At 63.2% G+C, this 18,641-nt stretch carries 15 protein-coding genes and 1 tRNA gene; 10 read left to right on the plus strand and 6 right to left on the minus strand.

The features are described 5' to 3' along the window. Positions 1 to 300: 300 nt before the first annotated feature. Positions 301 to 1,668: an AgmX/PglI C-terminal domain-containing protein gene (locus EA187_RS11095; RefSeq protein WP_115604278.1), complete on the plus strand. Its 1,368-nt coding sequence runs from the start codon at positions 301 to 303 to the stop codon at positions 1,666 to 1,668. Positions 1,669 to 1,806: 138 nt separating this feature from the next. On the opposite strand, the gene grxC is transcribed toward EA187_RS11095, so the two are convergent. Then, a complete protein-coding gene (grxC, locus tag EA187_RS11100) occupies positions 1,807 to 2,067 on the minus strand; it encodes a glutaredoxin 3 (RefSeq protein WP_115604280.1) in 261 nt (86 codons plus the stop codon). Positions 2,068 to 2,382: 315 nt separating this feature from the next. Beyond that, positions 2,383 to 4,218, minus strand: coding sequence for a S49 family peptidase (locus tag EA187_RS11105; protein ID WP_115604282.1), 1,836 nt, complete (start codon positions 4,216 to 4,218; stop codon positions 2,383 to 2,385). A 115-nt stretch (positions 4,219 to 4,333) separates the two neighbouring features. On the opposite strand from EA187_RS11105, the gene EA187_RS11110 reads away from it, so the two are divergent. The 3 genes from EA187_RS11110 to xseB are packed head-to-tail and all read left to right on the plus strand — an operon-like array spanning position 4,334 to position 6,573. Next, positions 4,334 to 4,531 (plus strand): hypothetical protein, encoded by a 198-nt coding sequence (locus EA187_RS11110; RefSeq protein WP_127780301.1) that lies wholly within the window; start codon positions 4,334 to 4,336, stop codon positions 4,529 to 4,531. Between the two features lie 21 nt (positions 4,532 to 4,552). Further along, complete coding sequence (xseA, locus tag EA187_RS11115; RefSeq protein WP_127780302.1) at positions 4,553 to 6,346, plus strand: exodeoxyribonuclease VII large subunit; 1,794 nt, start codon at positions 4,553 to 4,555, stop codon at positions 6,344 to 6,346. Next, the gene (gene xseB, locus EA187_RS11120) at positions 6,343 to 6,573 is read left to right on the plus strand and encodes an exodeoxyribonuclease VII small subunit (RefSeq protein WP_115604286.1); all 231 of its coding nucleotides are present in this window, start codon (positions 6,343 to 6,345) and stop codon (positions 6,571 to 6,573) included. Before xseA ends, xseB begins: the two co-directional genes overlap by 4 nt. Positions 6,574 to 6,576: 3 nt before the next feature. Here xseB and EA187_RS11125 read toward each other — a convergent pair whose 3' ends face one another. Continuing rightward, the gene (locus EA187_RS11125; protein WP_127780303.1) at positions 6,577 to 7,131 is read right to left on the minus strand and encodes a hypothetical protein; all 555 of its coding nucleotides are present in this window, start codon (positions 7,129 to 7,131) and stop codon (positions 6,577 to 6,579) included. 292 nt (positions 7,132 to 7,423) lie between these two features. Here EA187_RS11125 and EA187_RS11130 point away from each other — a divergent pair, with 292 nt between their 5' ends. Further along, on the plus strand, positions 7,424 to 9,343 hold the full coding sequence (locus EA187_RS11130; protein ID WP_164856220.1) for a GYF domain-containing protein: 1,920 nt from the start codon (positions 7,424 to 7,426) through the stop codon (positions 9,341 to 9,343). Positions 9,344 to 9,420: 77 nt separating this feature from the next. Here EA187_RS11130 and EA187_RS11135 read toward each other — a convergent pair whose 3' ends face one another. Beyond that, on the minus strand, positions 9,421 to 10,110 hold the full coding sequence (locus EA187_RS11135) for a hypothetical protein (protein WP_127780305.1): 690 nt from the start codon (positions 10,108 to 10,110) through the stop codon (positions 9,421 to 9,423). A gap of 76 nt (positions 10,111 to 10,186) precedes the next feature. Between EA187_RS11135 and EA187_RS11140 the strand changes: the two genes are divergently transcribed. Both EA187_RS11140 and EA187_RS11145 read left to right on the plus strand, forming a co-directional pair. Next, the gene (locus EA187_RS11140) at positions 10,187 to 11,416 is read left to right on the plus strand and encodes a DUF368 domain-containing protein (protein WP_127780306.1); all 1,230 of its coding nucleotides are present in this window, start codon (positions 10,187 to 10,189) and stop codon (positions 11,414 to 11,416) included. Between the two features lie 22 nt (positions 11,417 to 11,438). Then, positions 11,439 to 11,894 (plus strand): RrF2 family transcriptional regulator, encoded by a 456-nt coding sequence (locus EA187_RS11145; protein ID WP_115604295.1) that lies wholly within the window; start codon positions 11,439 to 11,441, stop codon positions 11,892 to 11,894. A gap of 85 nt (positions 11,895 to 11,979) precedes the next feature. Here the strand turns inward: EA187_RS11145 and EA187_RS11150 are convergent, their stop codons facing one another. Both EA187_RS11150 and EA187_RS11155 read right to left on the minus strand, forming a co-directional pair. Next, positions 11,980 to 15,117 (minus strand): tetratricopeptide repeat protein, encoded by a 3,138-nt coding sequence (locus EA187_RS11150; RefSeq protein WP_127780307.1) that lies wholly within the window; start codon positions 15,115 to 15,117, stop codon positions 11,980 to 11,982. Positions 15,118 to 15,297: 180 nt separating this feature from the next. Then, the gene (locus tag EA187_RS11155; RefSeq protein WP_164856202.1) at positions 15,298 to 15,483 is read right to left on the minus strand and encodes a DUF465 domain-containing protein; all 186 of its coding nucleotides are present in this window, start codon (positions 15,481 to 15,483) and stop codon (positions 15,298 to 15,300) included. 221 nt (positions 15,484 to 15,704) lie between these two features. Between EA187_RS11155 and EA187_RS11160 the strand changes: the two genes are divergently transcribed. The 3 genes from EA187_RS11160 to EA187_RS11170 all read left to right on the plus strand — a co-directional run bounded on the left by EA187_RS11160 (position 15,705) and on the right by EA187_RS11170 (position 18,641). Then, positions 15,705 to 15,775, plus strand: a tRNA-Gln gene (locus EA187_RS11160). A 102-nt stretch (positions 15,776 to 15,877) separates the two neighbouring features. After that, complete coding sequence (locus EA187_RS11165; RefSeq protein WP_115604301.1) at positions 15,878 to 16,096, plus strand: hypothetical protein; 219 nt, start codon at positions 15,878 to 15,880, stop codon at positions 16,094 to 16,096. A gap of 238 nt (positions 16,097 to 16,334) precedes the next feature. Next, positions 16,335 to 18,641 (plus strand): HEAT repeat domain-containing protein, encoded by a 2,307-nt coding sequence (locus tag EA187_RS11170; protein WP_127780308.1) that lies wholly within the window; start codon positions 16,335 to 16,337, stop codon positions 18,639 to 18,641.

Raw genomic sequence — 18,641 nt, forward strand, 5'->3', positions numbered from 1 at the left:
CCCGGGTGCTTCGCAAATTCTAAAGGTGATCAGATGGCGCGATGACGCAGTGCATCGTGCGGAATGAACGAGGTTGAAGGCAGTGTGTCGTATGATGTAGGTATGATGCGGTGATCCGGCGTTCGGTCGCTCTCTCTAAGGGGTGCTTGACGCCAGAAAACGCAAAACGTATCTTCTCTTGTCCGCTTTCTGTCCCGGCTTTCGGGTATACTGGAGCGGAGTTCGGGCCGACCGCGTCGGCGAGAGTCGTCGCACCACGTGCGGCCAGATGGTGATAAAACCGAGTGAACGGAGCTCCTGGTGAAGCCGAAGAATCATAACCTGCGCGTCGCGCTAGTCTGGAACGGGACGATCTATCAAGAGTCGACGTTCACCAAAGACAGCGCGCCTAAAGTCACCATCGGTGAAGATGATAAGAACGTCTTCTCGGTCCCGGCGCCGGGGCTTCCTGCCTCGCTTGATGTATTTGAGCGTCAGGACTCGGGTTATAAAATCCGAATCACCGATAGGATCGAAGCCTCCCTCCATATTGATGATGAGGAGTTTGACCTCGAAGAACTCATCGAAGAGGGCAAAGCTACCAAGTCGGGTACCGTAAGCACCGATGAGGGCAAGGCTACCGTTTACGAAGTGGACTTGAGCTTCGGCGATTGGGGCGTGCTCAATCTGGGTAACGTCAACATCTTCTTCCAGCTCGTGGAGCGCGGTGAGGCGATTGTTGGCACCAGCCCCAAAGAGATCTTTGACGGTCCGCTCTCGGTCTCGCTGATTGTGGCGGCCATCGCGCACCTGATCTTCTTGATCACGGCGATGATGCAGCCGATTGAGCCGGAGCTCACCGATCTCGAGGTCATGGATCGCTTCGCGCGCTTTGCCGTCGATGACGTCGACGCTGCGCTTGAAGAAGAAGAGGAAGTGGAGGAGCCCGCCGAGGACACCACCGGCAAGAAGGCCGGCGGCGAAGAGGGCGAGTTCGGTGACCCGGATGAAGACATGCCTGACTCCAAGATCCCGAAGGTCGACGGTCCGATGGTCGATGAGATCGATGTGAAGAACATCGGTGTGCACGAAGCGCTGAGCAACAACATCATCAGCGATGGCCCGCTGGCCAACCTCTTCGGCAACTCGGAAGGCTTTGACTCCAAGATGAACGTCGCGATGAGCGGCGAAGGTGGCGAGCTGCAGATCGGTCGTGGCCAGGGCGGCATGGGCATGCGCGGCAGCGGCAGCGGCGGTGGTGGCGAAGGCTTCGGTCGCGTCGGTGGCCTGGGTAAGGTCGACACCGGTGGCGGCAAAGGCACCGGCGCAGCGCTGGGCAAGAAGAAAGAGCGTAAGGTTGAAGCCCGTATGTCGACCGGTGCGCCGGCCGTCGGTGACTTCTGCGACCCGGGCAACATTCGTTCGGTGGTCAGTCGTCGCCAGCCGGCCATCCGCCACTGCTTTGAGCGTGAGCTTCAGACCAACCCCACCCTGAGTGGTAACATCACCGCGACCTGGCGCGTGCAGCTGGACGGCTCGGTCTCCAACGCCGCGATTGCCAGCTCGACGATGAACAACTCCTCGGTGGAGAGCTGCATCACCCGCGTGATTGATCGTCTGCGCTTTGAGAAGCCCGACGGTGGTGTCTGCGTGATTAACTACCCCTTCGTCTTCTCGGGTATCGAATAAGTCGAGTCGGGTAGCTCCGAATAAAAAGGCCGCGTCCCTCTAAGGGGCGCGGCCTTTTTTGTGATGTGTCAAAAGGTCGTTCTGGCGCGCCGGCAACGCGTGCACATCGCTGCCGGTGGCGCTCAGCTCCCGGCAGGGTTATTCGCCGCCGAGCATCGTGGTGAGCTCCCCGGTGCGCTGGAGGGCTTGCACGTCGGTAAAGCCGCCGACGGATGTTCCGTTGATGAAGATCTGGGGGACAGTGCGCTTGCCGCCGGTGCGCTGGATGAGTTCCGCGCGGGCGTCGGGATCGTGGGTGACGTCGATTTCTTCAAAAGGCACATCGAGCTCGCGAAAGAGGCGCTTGGCCATGTCGCAATAGGGGCAGAACTGGGTGCGGTAGATGATGACTTCGGCCATGAGTAACTCCGTGATTCAGGTCAGTACCGGCAACAGTGCCGGAGGGTGAGCACAATGTGTGTGCGGGATTGAGCGCCATCGTGGCGAGTGGACGATTCGGCGCGGCAGGCAATGCTTTTGCGGCGCGATTCGGCCGGAGGCATCCAGGCGTCTACGTGGAGGTCGCGTCGGTGGCGTTGATAGGATGAGCAGGGCCCGGCGCGTGTTGGCGGGGAGCCGCACTGTGCGCGCATCACGCCCGGGTGGAGTGGGAGGTTTCGACGCGCGGCGTAAGGGGCCTGACATCGGGTGAGATGCCAGAGCCTGGCAAAGGTTTCAAGAAAGGTGTGGGTCGGCAGGTCGAAGCGGGCAGATGGCGAGGAGCCGTTCGTGTCGGAGCAGCGCCGTGGCCGTGCGCAGCGTGTCCAGGGTGGAGAGGGCGGGGAGCTCGGCGCGCAGTTGTCGGCGCAGCAGCGCGGGCAGGCTGACACGACGATGGGAGGCAAAGTGCAATTCGGCCAGATCCGGTGATAGCTCGGCGAGTTCGCAGGCCAGCTGGTAGGCGCGATTAAAGCCTCCGAGCTCGTCGACAAGGCCTCGGGCCAGTGCGTCGCGGCCGGTGTACACGCGCCCCCGTGCGTAGCGGTGCAGCTGTCGGCGGGGAAGCTTGCGGGCCTGGCCCACGCGTCGCAAGAACATCCGATAGAACGCGCGAGCGTCTTGCTGCAGGTTGCCAAGTGCGTGTTCGGGTAGCGGAGCTGTCAGGCTTTGGAAGCGGCCGACCGGGTGGCGCTCGCGATGCTCCACGTGAAGGTGAAGATTGTCGAAAACGCCGGGCAGCGCGAGTTTCCCGGCGATGACTCCGATGGAGCCCGTCAGTGTTTCGGGTTGGCAGATGATGCGATCGCAGGCCACGGCCATGTAGTAGCCGCCGCTGGCGGCGATGTCGGAGCAGTAGGCGATGACCGGTTTTTCGCGTCGCAGGCGCTCGATGGCCTCCCAGAGGATCTCGCTGGCCAGGGCGCTGCCGCCTGGCGAGTTGATATGCAGAACGACCGCGCGTACACGCGGGTCGCGGCGCAACGCGTGGAGTGTTGGCAGGACCTCGGAGGGTTCCACGCTGGCTGCCGATTGGCCGGGAAGTTCGGTTGAGGACATCACGATCATCCCGGAGAGATCCATCACCGCGATGCGTTCGCGGCGTCGAAAGAGTGGGGTGGGGCGAAAGCGGCCCGGGTCGCTGTCCAGCCAGTCGTTGGCGGAGCGAAAATCAACAGGTTGGTCCTCGGCGGGCGCGGGAGGCTGCTCGCTCTGAGGGGTGTCCTCGTCCTCGTCCTCGTTTTCGCGTTTGGCAAGTTCGGGACGAGGAATGAAGGCGCCTCGCTGAGAGCCCATTTCCAGGTAGTCGACGAGCTGAGCGCGATGAATCTCGGGACCGACCAGGCCCATCACCTGCGCGCGACGTGCGTCGAGGGGCATGTGTGACACGGTCGCATCCAGGGTCTCCGGGGTCAGTTCGAGGGAGGTGGCCTGACGCTCCAGGCGCTCCTGTTCCAACGTCTCGAGCAGTTGAGACATCATCAGGCGCTGTGGCGCGGTGCTCTGAGCGTGAATCATGCGGTGGGCGGCTGTTTTGAAAGGACCGATGTGCACGAACTGTGCGGCCACACCGACCTTCTCTAAGAGCTCCGCAGCGAAGATCTCTTCGAAGCGACGTCCGAAGAGGTAGAGACGGCCCCCCGGGGTGAGCAACACCTCATCGGTGGCGCAGGCCAGGTCGAAGTCATTGCCCGTCAGCGAGTGGGTGTGGGTGACGACGCGCTTTCCGGCCTGTCGCAGTTGCAGCACAAGCTCGCGAAGATCGGCGGTGCGCGCCGCCCCCTCGGTGAAGTCATCACAGACAAGCACCACGCCCCTGACGTAGGGAGATCTGGCGAGACGGTCGACGTCGTCGCGAAGTTGCAGGTAGGATTCCTGGCGCTGGAAACGTGCGGCCAGCCCCTGAGCCGGGCCAAAGGCCCGGCGCGTCCCCATGTTCAGACGCACCCAGAGTTGGTGTCGGCGCGCCAGCCGTCGACCCAGCTTAAAGAAAAGCCAGCGCCACATATAAAGCAACAGGCGCAGGAGATTTAAGATGATGACAAAAGGCGCACGCAGCATCATGAAACTCATCTCGGGGAATCATTCATACCGTCTGGCCCAAGGTAGACCCGGCACAGGGCGGTGTCGAGCAGGTCTGCTGGCACTCACGGTGCTCGTTCTTGGGATGATGGTTGCCGGGGGGTGTGTGACGACCACCGAGTGCGACGAGTACGTGCGTTGTGGTGATGGCGAGATGTGCTACAAGCGCCAGTGTCTGCCTCAGTGCGCCGACAACGCTCAGTGTGAGGCACCGGCGCAGTGTGTGCCCTGTCAGCCGGAGAGCGGGGCCCTGGAGGGAGATTGTCTGGGCGAAGCCGGTCGAGTGTGTGTGGAGCCGGGCTAAGACTGCAAAAAGGGTGCGCCGATGGCGCGAATGATCGACATCGAGGAGCAGCATAGCCGGCTGCGCATCAGTTTCCCCTACGACCGGGAGCTCGTGGCGGTGGTGCGCACGCTTCCCGATCGCTGGTACGACAAACACACCCGCAGCTGGCTTGTTCCCCTGGAGCACCTGGCCTTTGTGATCAGCAAACTTGAGGCGCATCACTTCAAGCATAGCGAGGATTTGCGGTCATACTGCGCTGACAATCAGTCGCAGGCCCGGGAGCTTCCGGCGCCGGCGCTTCCCACGGTGCCCGAGGGCACACTGACGGTGGCTCAGCTCAATCATCAGGCGCGGCTGGCGTTGCGTGAGCGTTTTGCTGAGGCGGTCTGGCTTGTCGGTGAGTTGCAGGATTTTGATAAAAACCGAGCCAGCGGCTACCGCACGTTTTTCTTCGATCTTGTGGAGCGCCCCTATGCCGGGGCCAGCGAGGTGGCGCGGATTAAGGCGGTCCTCTTTGAGGATGATCGTCGTCGGGTGGAAGAGGCGTTGCGCCAGAGTGCGCTTGATGTGCGTCTGCGGGACGGGCTGGCGGTGCGGGTGCTGGTGAAGATCGATCTCTATCCGCAGAACGGACGGTTTCAGGTCATCGTTCAGGATGTTGACCCTCGCTACACCGCCGGTGAGCTGGAGATGAACCGGGAGCGGGCCTTTCGTGCGCTCGAGGCACGAGGGGTTGCGGGGCTGAACCTGGCATTGCCCTTGCCCTTGTGTCCGCTGCGCGTGGGCCTCATCACAAGTTATGAGAGCGACGCCTACAACGACTTCGCCCACCAGCTGGCGCAGAGCGGGTTTGGCTTTGCGTTGACCGTGCACCACGCCAACGTGCAGGGGGTGCACACCGAGGCTTCCGTGTTGCGGGCGCTGCGCTATTTTGAGGCGCGGGCTTCCGACTTCGATGTGGTGGCCATCGTGCGCGGAGGAGGCTCGCGCTCGGACCTGGCGTATTTCGACACCGAGGCCATTGGTGAGGCGGTATGCCGGCTTCCCCTGAAGGTGATCTGCGGGGTGGGGCATCAACGCGATGTATGCCTTTTGGATGTGATCAGCACCTCGACGAAGACGCCTACGGCTGCCGCGGACGTGCTCATCGAGCAGGTGGAGCGCTTTGGGGCGACGATGGAAGATCGCTACGCGAGGCTGGCGCGCCATGCCACCCGCCAGGTGGAGCGGGAGCGGCAGCGTTTGCGGGTTGCAAGCGCGGTGCTTGAGCGCGATGTGACACGCGGGGTGGAGCGCGCACGCCTGCGGGAGGCCCGGGCGCGTGACCGTGTCAGCGCTGCGGTGCGCCGCCGGGTCGACAAGGCCGCGCGCCACACAGAGCGTGCCGAGGAGCGGTTGGCCCGGGCAGTGGAGCGGCGCACAGACGATGCGCGCCGTGAGGTGGAGCGCGCTTCGCGTGGGCTTTCATGGCACGCGGTGCAGGCGCGCCTTCGGCGACGGCTCGATGAGATTCGCGATCGCCAGGAGCGCCTCGATCGTGCCACCCGAGTGACGCTCATGCAGGCGCGGGCGAAGCTGGAGTTTGCCGAGGAGCAACGTCGTTTGCTCGACCCGGCTCGTGTGCTCTCCCGGGGATTTGCGATCGTGCGCGGCCCTCAGGGCGTGGTGCGCGGACCGGGCGAGTTGGAGGTCGGCGCACATTTTGAGGTGGAACTCGCCGGCGGTCGACTGACCGCAACGCGCATTTCAGACCCCGATGATGTATCGACACGAGTTTCTTCATCGCCGCAGAGCGAACTGCCCTGCGGCACACCCCCTGAGGAGAGCCCATGAACGAGTTTACAACGCCCCCAGACGAGAGCCTCAGCTACGGTGAGGCCATGGAGGAACTCAACCGAATTCTTGCGGCGATCGAGGGCGATGCTGTCGATCTCGATGAGCTTGGCGAGCGGGTGGCCCGCGCCGCCGAGCTCATTCGCATGTGCCGCGAGAAGATCGATCAGACCGAGTTTCAGGTCCGAACGATCATCGAAGAGCTCGACGGGCGTGACGAGGGCTGAGGCTTAGAGCACCTCGACCCGAAACTCGGCGATGACCCGAAAGCGAGCCGTCGCGGAAGGGGCGCTGCCGGAGGCGTCGCTGCTCAGCCGCATGCCTTCTTCGATGTAGGGTTTGAGGTTGACCCCCTCGGCGATCTCCAGCGCAAACCTTGCGGTATCTTCGGGGGCCGGCGCGCGCCTGGCGAGTTCAACCGAGGGGAGATCGGAGCCGCTGCGGGCGGACTCAATGGTGATGGTAACCTCATCGATGAAGTCGAAGTTGGGCTCCTCACTGTCGTTCTCCAGCGCAAAGGTCAGGTCGGTCAGGTACACCGCCTGGGCGCCATCGGCGTCTTGAGCCTGAAGCTCCTGCTGAAGGTTGACGCTCAGGGGGATGCGCGTCGGGAAGAGATTTCCCAGGCCCAGGAGGCTGTCGCCTCGGCCCTGAATCTCAATGACATCGCTCTCTTCGGTGAAGGTGAAGGCGACGATGCCGCACGCCGTCAGGCCGAGCAGGAGTAGAGCGAGGGCGCCGATGAGAAGGGGGCGGCCAGGCAGTAACCGGGGAAAGGACATCATCAAAGCTCCGTTCGAGAACGTGGGACGGGGAGTCAAAAGAAGGTCGTGAGTGTCTCATCACGACGCGGTGAGCATACGTTGATGCTACGCTCGATGCCGTCGACGCGGTATCAACGTTGGCTCACGACGTCATACCAGAATGGGATGCGTACGCACGTATCGCGTTGCATGTTTGGGTGAACAGTACCCCTCAAAGAGGGGACGCAAGGTCGCTTGTCACAAAGGGTTGCGAGCGGTAGAGTTGCCCCGATTTTCCGAGGCCAAGACAGGCCCGAATGAGGACCCAGACTGCATGAAGTTCTACTGCGACAGTTGCCAGACCAAGTACTCGATCGCCGATGAGAAGGTTCGAGGCAAGGTTCTGAAGGTGCGCTGCAAGAAGTGCAGCCACATTATCACGGTACGCGAGGCAAGTCGGCCTACGGCTGCGGCTCCGTCAGCGGCACCGGGTCCGCGTACGGTGGCCTGGCATTATGCCATCAATGGTCAGTCATTTGGGCCGATGGCAGAGGAAGTGCTTCGCCAGAAAATCGCCTCGGGTGAGGTGGGTGACGCGGCGTACCTCTGGAATGAGACGTTCAGTGACTGGAAGCCGTTGCGCTCGGTCGCTGAATTTTCCGCTGCGCTTGAGCAGGCCCACGCCGTCAAGCCCTCGCCGCGCACCATCGGAGTGAAGGAAGCGCTCAGTGCGATCAGCGTGCCTGAAAATACAGGTATGGAGCTGGGGGCCGAGCCCAGCTTCACCGAGGCGGAGCCCAGTGAGGCTGAAGACGACGCGACGGTCGTCGATCTGAACCGCTCCGAGCTGCTCAAAGCGGCTGCAGCGCGTCAGGCTGAGAGCGCCGACAAGGCGGTGGCAGGCTTCAAGGCGAGCCTGGAACCGACGGGGCAATCCGAACGCAAAGATCGGTTGGCGAAACTTCGCGAGCGCCTGCATCTCGATGAAGGCGAAGATGATGCGGCGACCGAGCCGGCCATCGACAGCGAGGATTCGCAGCCCCAGGGTGGTGTGGATCTCGCCCTGGGGGACACGCTCGATGCGGGCGAGCCATCGTCGGCTCCAGTGAGCTCGCCGACCTCCGAGCACGACGGTCTTTTTGGCGGATTTGATGCGCCGAGTGCTCTAGCGCCGGCGAACTCCCGGCCTCAGCAACAGGCCCAGGAGAGCGACGCGGGGCAGGAACAGCCCACCGACGCGGTGCCCTTCTTCCCCAGCGCGCCGAAGCTCGGTGACGCCAAAGCGAACTCGTCGAGCCGCCTTGAGGAGGTGACCGGGAGTCTGTTGATCCAGCTCAACTCCATCAAAAAGGACAGCCGCAAACGCATGATCTTCTTCGGGGCGGCTGCGCTCGTGCTGGTATGCGTGGTGGGGGGAATTGGTTATGTGGTGGCCACCTCGGAGTCTGTGGAGGTCGCGGAGACCGCTCCGAAGGTTCGTTTCGATAACCTGGGTCAGGCTCCGAAGTTCAATAAGTACTCCAAAGAGCAAACCGCTCGCGCCACCAGTATGTTTGTGATCGAAGAAGACATCGTGATCTCGCGCGAAGATGGACGGGCAGCCTTTGAGCAGGAAGAAGAGGCGCGTAAGGCCGGGAAGAGCTCCGACGAGATTCGACGCGAGCAGATTGCGCGTGCCGAGAGTAACCCGCGGCTTCTTCCGAAGATCGACGCCAACGCATTGCGCTTTGAGGGTGGCTCCACCGACGGGGCGCAGATTGGCCGAGGGGCATCCAACTCGGGGATCAACCGCGACGGCGTGGGGGCAACCGCCGGTGGCTTTGAGGTTGGCGGATTGGCAGGGGCTGCGGAGGCTGGTGCCGCCGATGACCGTTTTCAGCGGATGGCTTCGCTGAAGACCGAGTCGAATCGGGAGATCTACCGTCCGCATGCGGATCTGGAGGCCGGGCGTAAGGCAAAAGGGCCGCAGGGGCTAGCCCCGGAGGAGGTTGCCCAGGGGTTTCGGACCGTTTCGCAGAGTATCGGGTTGTGCCGCGAGCGCCATATGTGGCGCGGCGGCACCATTGATGCGCGACGCATTCACCTGACGCTTCAGGTTCTCAATACCGGGCGCATCGGGCGGATCAAGCTGGAGCCGGATTCGCTGGAAGGCACTGAGTTTAGCCGGTGTATGAACACGCACCGCGATCGGTGGAGTTTTCCCAGCTTTAACGGCGAGCCTATCGAAGTTCGCGCGCCCTTTGTGCTGCAGTGAGCAGGGCAATCGTACGTTGTTCATAAAGGAACGCCCGGCTTGCAGAAGCCGGGCGTTTTTTTGTGTTGGGTGCCAATTCAGGGGAAGGGTTGAGAGGCTTCTTCAAGGGCGAGTAGGTCATTGCGGAGCAGTTCCAGGTCGACTTCGGTGAGGCGATCGTTGTGGGCTGCCAGGTGATCTTCGACGCGTTCGATCCAGGCATGTGCCTGCGCTGCCGCACCGGCATGCACGAAGTCTTCTGCGATCTCGAAGAGCGTGTCTCCCATCGTCGCTTCTGGCTCGGTGCCAAGGGCCTCCTGGTAGAGGTGGTCGGCGTCTTCGGGCTGTCCGGCGAGCAGGGTCAGCCAGGCCCGTGCGCGCGCCGCAGTGAGGGGCAGAGGGCAGGGCGCGCCTGTTCCGATGTCGATCGCGGCCAGGGCGTCTGCAAGTCGGGCGTCGCGGGCGAGGGCAGCTGCATGTTGCATGGCGATCTCGCCATAGTGCAGCGCAGGGTGGTTGCGCTCGCCAGTGAGGATCGATTCGCTAAGGCTGAGAAAATCCTCGGTGCGCTGCAACTGCAAGCAGCGGCGGGCCAGCGCCCATCGCTCCAGGTCGGTCTGCGCCTCTGTGGCCGGCACCTCAGCGTCCGCCGACCAGTGCAGCCAACGGTCATGGCGCGCGGCCTCCCCGATGGAGGTGACCTCCCATGCGTGGTAAAGGTATCCGGCTTCGTCGTTGAAATAGTCAGGATAGTTGTCGCCAATCGATGGCGCGAAGTCGTCAGACATCGTTTAACCTTTCGGGTCGTTGAGAAGACCCACAGAACGCGCTCTTCATCAGGGCGCGCGCAGATATGAGGCAGGGATGCAGCGAGTGTTGCTCTATTTTAAAGGCGTATGCATGGGCATCGCCGACATCATTCCCGGAGTCAGCGGCGGGACGCTGGCCTTGATCTTGGGCATCTACACCGAGCTGGTCAATACGATAAAGGGGCTCAACCTTCGGTGGGTGGCGCCGCTGGGTCGGTGGCTAACGCAGGGGCGAAAGGAGGAGGACCGGCGCGCGCTTATTGCGGCTCTTGAAACACTTAATCTGGTCTTCTTGATGGTGCTCGGTGCTGGTATCGCCACTGCCATTGCCGTCGGGGGGCTGGTGCTTCCCGGGTTGTTGGAGCGCTATCCCGAGGTGATGCGAGCGCTCTTCTTCGGGCTGATCCTGGCAAGTGTGCCCGTGCCCTTTAAGATGATCGAGTTTCGCGACGGCCGCATGAAAGCCGTGGCCGCGGTCGCGGTGGTTGTGGGCGTGATCGTGGGGTGGGTGCTGACCAACCCGGCCACGACCTTTGAGACTCAGATGACCTGGAAGGAGGTTAGCTCTCAGGAGCAGACCATGCGTGATGTGGTGCGTGAGGGTCCCAGCGCCTGGGCAGCCGAGCAGGTCTACTGGGCGCCGCAGAATGAAGCGCTGCGTGAGGCCATGGGACAGGCCTATCCCGAGTTGGACCTCGCTCCTCCGGGGGCAGAGGCTGCGCAGGACAAAGATGCGGTGAAGGCGCGCAGCGAGGCGTATGAGGCGTTGAGCATTCCGGCCGGAACGCCCGTGCAGATCCCTCAGCCGGCGCCCTGGTACATCTTCGTGGTGGGGATGATCGCTATCTGCGCGATGATTCTTCCCGGGATCAGCGGCTCGTACCTCTTGTTGATTCTGGGCGGCTATTTCTTTGTGCTTAACGCGCTCAAAGGCGTCATCACGGGGCTGGCCTCGGGGAGTCTTCCGCTGAACGCGGCGATGTACGTCGGGCTCTTTATGGCCGGGGCGGCCGTCGGCATTTTGAGCTTCTCGCGGGTGTTAAGCTGGTTGTTGCACCGTTTTACCGTGCCTACGCTGGGAGTGTTGGTGGGGCTGATGCTGGGGTGTCTCAGGGGGATCTGGCCTTTTCGGGGGATGGCTTCGGGCTACGTCGTGAATGTTCTTCCGGCCGGCATCAATGGGACCGTGATCGCGTCGATCATCGCAGCTCTGGTGGGCGCGGTGTTGGTGACGGTGTTGGGCAAGGTGGGCGGGGCGCATCAATCGGGATCGTTGCAGGGTTGATGTTTCGGCAGAGGAGAAGGTCATGGAGATCAGCGCACGTACGATGTACGGGCTTCGCGCCCTGGTGACCCTTGCGGGGGCGCGAAGTTGCGAGCCCATGAGCATTCAGACCATCGCCGACGAGGAGGGGCTTCCGGGGAAGTTTCTGGAGGGGATTATGGCGGATCTGAAGCGCGGCGGGTTTGTGCGCAGCAAAAGGGGGGCGAATGGCGGCTACATGCTGGCCAGACCGGCGAGTGAGATCACGCTGCTCAGCGTGATCCGTCACCTTGACGGTCCAGTCGCACCCCTGGGCTATGAAGATCGTACGGGGGCGGCCGAGGGGGAGTTTACCGAGCGTCAGCGGGCTTTTGGGCCGGTATGGTGTGAGGTGCGCGATGCGACGATTCGGGTGCTGGAGCGCTACACGATTCAGTCGATCGCCGATAGTGTGCCCGAGCTGCGTCTGGAGGATTTTCGTCCTATCTACCAGATTTGAGGCGTTGCCCTTGAGGTACGTACTTCCGCAAAAAAAGCGCGCTCGCCAGTGGCGAGCGCGCTTTTTTGGTATGCGGTGGAAGCGTTCAGAAGTTGGGCATCTCCAGGTAATCCTGGCGGATGTTTTGGCCGACGTAGAGGGGCTGGCCATCTTCGTAGATGCGCAGGTAGAGGTTCACAAAGCGCAGCACCTTTTTGGCGTAACCTCGGGCCTCTGCGTAGGGGATCTCTTCGATGAACTCATCAAGCGGGATCTGGTGGCCGCGCATCTCCAGCCAGGCGCCCACGCGGTGAGGGCCGCCGTTGTAACCGGCAAATGCAAAGAGCTCCTGACCGTGGAACTTCCGCACCAGCCGGCTGAAGTAGAAGATGCCGTGGGCAATGGCGTTGTCTTCTTCGAGCAGGTCGTAGGGGCCGAAGTCTTCGTCGCCGAAGAGCTCGGCGATCTTCAGGCCTGTGCGCGGGATGACCTGAAGGAGTCCCAGGGCGTCGGCGCGGCTCAATGAATCGGGGTTAAAGGAGCTCTCAACGAGCATCAACGCCCAGATCATGTAGGGGTTGACGCCGTGTTCTTTTGCAAGGGGGATGACCTTTTCGGGGAAGGCGCGGGGGTAGGCCATCATCCAGTAGCGGCGGGCCTCGCCCTCGGGGGCGCGGCGCAGCCACCAGGTGTTACCGAGCGCGTGGCGGCGGACCAGGTGGTAGTCACCGACCTCCTGGAATGCGTGGACCAGCACGGTATCAAGACGGCGCCGGCGATCGAAGATATCCTGCTGGCGAGCGATCTGGGCACGTCGCGCCGAGGCGGCGGTCGCCACCGGGAAGCGCAGCTCATCGGACTTCATGCCCCAGAGCTGTGCCTGCTTTCGGGGCGGACGGTTATCGATGTAGTAGCCCCATCGTTGGTAGGGGAGCTCCACGGGGCTCGATCCGGCGCGGGCGCGGCGCGAGATGCCGCGAAACTCCAGGCTGACGTCACGAATGATGCGACGGGCCTCGGTGGTCCAGCCGGCTTGCCAGAGCCAGCGGCCACGATCCAGGTTGGGGAAGAGTTCGCCGGCCTCTTCGACCGCGCGGGCCAGGCCTCCGCGGTGAGTCTCATCGTCGTAGGCGGTGATGGCGTCAGGGACCGGGCCGATCATATCGCCGCGGGCGTAGTTGACAAAAGCCATGTCCGAGCCGTTGCGGCCTCCCCAGTAGATGCGGGCTTCGGCGTTGTAACGCATGCGGCTGGCGGGGCGAGTAAAGTCGACCTCACCGGAGGGAACACGTGCCTGGGGGGCGTTGCGGTCGTCGAGGCCGGAGATGTTGTCGCGGTCGGTGTCGTCGAGCTCATCGCGGGATGTGTCCGGCTCTACCCCCAGGAGTTGCGAGGGAGTCAGGAGCGGTCGGCCCGGGTTCCAGGCGAGTCCGCCACCGGGGGCGACCATCGAGGGCGTTGTTACGCAGCCGTCATCTTCCGCGTTGCAAGGTGTGGCGTAGTAGGGCCCGGTGCCGGTACGACGCCGGGGGCCCTCTTCGGCGATCGCGCCGGAGAGGGGCGTGGCGCGCGGATCTTGATAGGCGTCCGGCGCCTGACGGAAGCCGTAGAAGGAGGCTTCGTCAAAGGCATCGAAGACCTCATCGGAGCTCTCGACGACCCGCTCGGCCTGGACGAAGCCACCATCGCTTCCGGCGCGTTGGCGAAGGTCGAGAAGGCGTCCCGCGGCCTGAAGTCCGTAGTAGCTCGTGGGGTAGGCCTGGGCTACGTCATCGAAGACCAGTGCGGCTTCTTCGGCGTTGCCGCTGCGCTCCAGCGTTCGCGCCGTCCAGTAGAGGTATTTTGCGCGGTTTTGGCCGCTGGAGCGGTCTGCCAGACGTCGCAGGTTGTCGTAGGCTTCATTAAACTTGCCGCTCTTATAGAGCAGGTAGGTGTAGTGCCATCCACGTTTGCGATGTGCGCTGTAGAGTCGATCGTAGGCGGCGAGCGCTTCGGGGTAGCGGCCGTGCTGCTCGTAGAAGTCCGCAAGCGCGCTGAGAAGCTCCCGGGCGGGCTCGCCGCGGTAAAGCGTCTCAAGCGCTTCAATGGCTTCATCAAATCGACCCAGACGCGCCAGGGCGAAGCTGTGGAAGCGGTAGAGCGTGCGCTTACCCATTCCGGCTTCGTTGCCGGCTTCAAAACGCCGCCGCGCCTCTTCAAAGTAGGGCAGTGAGGCTTCAAATTGGTGGCCGTAGTAGCGATTAAGCCCGATCTCGAGCATCACCTCATTCTCAAAGGGCGAGTCACCGCTCTCGGTCGCATGTTTTTCCAGAAGGCCGCTCAGAAGTTCGTGGGCCAGCGGCCAGAACTTGTCGACGCGAAGTTGGCGGAAGCGTTTGAGAAGCTCCTCGCGAGGGAGCTCCGCGATGACGACCCCCTGATCGCGCAGCGCATTGAGGTGCTCAAGCGCCTGCTCACCTTCTTCTTTATAAGGAAACTCAAACCAGGCCAGCTGGTAGGAGCGGGCGGCGTCCTGTGGACGGTCGAGTTCTTCGAGGGCGCGCCCTTGCAAATAGAGAATGATGTGGCGTCGCGGGTAGTCCGGGAAGGTGTCGGCGATCTGCCTGAGCACCGGGGCGGCCTGCTCATAGAGCTCGGCAGCCATAAGGGCTTCCGCCTGGGCAGCACGCGCTCGCCAGAGTATGGGGCTGTCTTTGGCTTCGTAGACGCTTCCATAGGCCTGGGCGGCCTCCTGGTGACGCTCCAGCGCGCTTAAGTTAAGTGCGCGCAGGTAATTCACGTAGTCGTCGACGGGCGTGCTGCCTTCGAGCGCATCGAGATGGGTGAGCGCAGTGGCGTGATCGCCCTGGTGGTAGGCAAGGTAGGCACGTTGGAAGTGGGTCAGGTTAAGCGCCGAGGCAGGCTCGCCGCATTCGGCGCTGAGCAGCTTGTCGAGCGCGGCAGTTGCATCTTCGGGCTTTTGCCAGAGCAGCGCCTGACGGGCCTCCTCGCGGATGCGCGCGGCCGTGGAGCATTGGAGCGCGGCGTGCCTCGCTGCGTCGGTCGATTGATCGAGAAGCTGGCGGGCCTGGACGAGCGCGCCCTGGCGTGTGCTCTTGGTCTGGCCTGCGCGCGCCACGGCGCTCACACGCGCTTCACCATCCTGGGCGGGAGCGGAGTCGGCGCCGAAACTAAAAAGGGCGATCGCGACGGTAGCCGCCAGCGCTCCCGCAGCCAGCCGGGGGGCGGGGGGACGTCGAGTCATGGAAGGGTGCCTGGGTGCCGGACGAGGTCAATGAAGGTAGGGGGCCGCTCCCCAACACTGCAACACACACGAATGGAGGCGTGCGGCACTGCACGGGTGCGCGTTCGGGAAACAGCAACGCATGGCGTGGCTATTTCGCCGTACGAAAAGCTAACTCCGCGCAGCGTCGGAGGCGAGTTTTTAGCTCTCTTGGGCTTCGAGGGTGCGCATGGCGTCTTTGAGGGCGAGTTTTCGCTTCTTGATAACGCGTGCTTCGAACTGTTCTTCGGGGGAGAGCGATCGCAGTTTCTCGAGTGCCTGAAGTCGCTCCTTGAGCTCGAGGTGTTGAGCGCGAAGCTCGTCGAGCGAACGGGGGTCATCGGACATCGGGGTTCTGCGCTGCTGCATAGCGTCCTCGCCATTGGGTTAGATAAGAGGGTCTCAAGCTCATCCTTGAGAGCCTCCCCCAGTGTGGGGATCTGTGAGGAAATATTCAACCGCCACCGGTGTTATCCTCGGGTCAAAAGGCCAAAACCTGTTGACACACCCCTGCCCATCGGATAGCTATCCGCCTCCCAGAGAGGATGCCCGATGAAAAACGGGCGAACTCGGGGATCGTCTAACGGCAGGACAGCGGGTTCTGGTCCCGTCAATCTAGGTTCGAATCCTAGTCCCCGAATGACGTCACCCACCAGAGCAGGGTGACGCGGCATTTAACCACGAAAGACGCCGCCGAAAGCGCACAACGCGCGATCGGGGCTTCACAGAGCAGGGAAACGATATGGCTACCAAGCGTCCCGCAAAGATTGCGAGTAAGAAAAAAGGCAAAGCCAACAGCCGCACCTGTCCGGTGTGCGAGACTGAGATGCAGATCACGCGCGTGATGCGCTTCACCGAAGGCGCCAGCGGCATGCTGTGGGCCTGCACGAGCAACACCTGCCTGGCGCTTGTTTCCAAGCACGGCCAGCACGTGGGCAGCCTGCTCGACAAGAGCGCCTGATTGTGCACCGCATCCTGTCGCGCGTCGTCCGCGACGCCGACGACAAAAAAGCCCGCCTTCGCGCGGGCTTTTTTGTGGCCAGAATCAGGGTCCGCGGGTGGACTCACTTTGGAATGATCTTGAAGAAGCGCCGTCTTATAGGTCATGGTGGCGGGCTCGAAAGTAGAGGTTCGGCGCAGGACGACCCGCAACACCGTGAGCGCGACGACGTCGAACAACGATCGCAGGAGAAGGCTGGATGATGAAAGCGAAGAAGCGGATAGGTGCCCTGGTAGCGGGCCTGTTGATGTCGGCGGGGACACTCACCGCGGTGCCCCAGGCGTGGGCTCAGGGTGGAAACGTGCGCTTCTCCTATGAGGAGGTTCGTCTTGCCGACGAGCGCGACTACATGTTGGTGCCGCGCGCTGAGGGATCGCTCGCCGGAGAGGTGACCAAGGAGACGCTGGAGCGTGCCTTTGAGAGTCTTCGCCGCGCCAAGCGTCCCACCTATGGAAACTCCTATGTGGAGGTCTCCGGTCGGGTGCCCGAGCGGGCGACGGTTGAGGTTCATATCGACCGCAACCATGCGCAGTACGCGCTTATCATTATCGCCGAGGCCGTCTACACGATGACGGAGTTCGGGGTGCCAGCCGTGAGCTTCCCCGGCCACGCCGATCGCCCGCTGACTCGGGCCGATGTTCCTTTTGCGGCCTACACGCTCAGCGTGCCGCTTTGGAAGGTGGTGCCCCCCGGCCCGGTGACCAGCGCCCAGGTGATCATGCCTGATGGCGAGCTTGTGGCGATGTCCGAGGTGCGCGAGCGCTGGACAAGCGCGCGCAACGAGGTTGTCGACCAGGTCTACAGCTATCTCGACGCCGCGCAGGCTCACACGGTGCGCTCGGCGGTGGAGGTGTTGCCGAAGCTCGGGGAGCTGCGACTTGATGCGGTGCTCGCGTTGCTGAAGCACGAAGACGCCCGGGTGCGTCAAGCCACATTGCGCGTGCTTGAAGAGAAGGCCGGTGAGGAGCGCGTGCTCGCAGCGGTTGCCGAGCGTATGCCGGATGAGTCCAGCGCGACGCTGGCGCGCGCCATGGCCGAGTTTCTGGGAGGCGCGCGCGACGCGCGCTTTAACGTCCAGAAGCAGTTCTTCTTGTTGCGCCGGGGTGAAGATGCCGAGAAGTTGGCCGCCGCCGAGGCGCTGGCTAAGTTCTCGGGCGATGAGCGCGTCGTGGAACGTCTGGTAGCGACGCTGAGTGCGGAGAGCAAGGAGCTTGCCCTGCGCGCTGCGGCATCGCTCGAAGCGCTGGATGCACATCAGGCCCGGGTGGCAGCGTTGAGCACCGAGGCGATCGACGCGGAGGTGCGCCTGCAACTCGCCGACGATCTCTCGGCGTCCGGCAAGTCCGCTGACGTGCGTCTGGCCGGGCTGAGTTATATCGCGAAGCATCGCACCGAGGGGTATATCAATCAGGCGCTCAATCAGGTTGCCGGGCTGAAGACCGATGCCGGTCGTCAGGCGCTGGAAGCCTTTCTGAGCGACGAGAGCCCGCGTCGGCGTGCTGCCGCTACCGAGGCTCTGGTGCTTCAGAATGATGTGGCCAGCGTCGCCGCGCTTCGAGCGCGCGCCGAAGATGCCGCCGGCGCCGAAGAAGAGCGACTGAAGGAGGCGGCCTACACCATCATGGTCAGCCAGTCGCTTGACGAGGTTCTCAATCAGACCGAGTCGCGCAACCTGGCCGTGCAGCGCGTGGCCTATGAGGCGCTTGGCGAGCGCGCTGCGCGCCAGGGGGGCTCGCCATCCTCCCAGGTGCTCTCGCGCCTGCTTGAGGGGAGCGAGAGTCGCGATGATGCCATCCGCGGCGCCGCCGCCCGCGCCCTCGGGCAGGTCGGCGGGGAGCGCGCGCTCGCGCGGCTCAGCGAGATGAGTGAGGATCGCTCCGCGCAGGTTCGCCGTAGCGTGGCGCTTGCGCTCGGTAGCGCCCCCTCCAACCAGCAAGCGGATACGCTCATCGGCTATCTCGACGACAAGGACCCGGTGGTGGTAGCCGCTGCCGTCGACGCGATGGGAATGCGCAACGACCCGAGCGCGATCGAGCGCATTCGCCCGATGGCCACGCATCAGTCGCCGGCGGTGCGCGCAGCGGCGCTGCGCGCGCTGACCACCTTCACCATCGGCGGTGATAGCGAGGCGGTACGTCGTCACCTGGGACTTCTGGGGGGCGCGGTCAACGATTCGGCACGCGAGGTGAAGATCGCGGCGCTCAATCAACTTGGTCGCTTCGATCTGGCGATGGCGGTGACCAACATCGCGCTGCAGGTGAACTCCGAGGTGCCCGAGCTTCGGGCCGTAGCAGTTCGCGCACTGGGCGCAACCGGACATGCCAGCGCGCAACCTCTGATCGAGACTGCGCTGCGGGATGGCACCACTGAGGTGCGGCGTGAGGCGATTCTGGCCATGGCGAAGATGCCCGGAAGCACCCGGAAAGCGCGCCTTCAGGCCCGTCTGGAAGCCGAGGATGATCCGCAGCTGAAGGCCCTGATCCGCTCGACCATCGAGGAGATCTGA

The organism is Lujinxingia sediminis, assembly GCF_004005565.1.
In the GTDB taxonomy this organism is placed as follows: domain Bacteria; phylum Myxococcota_A; class Bradymonadia; order Bradymonadales; family Bradymonadaceae; genus Lujinxingia; species Lujinxingia sediminis.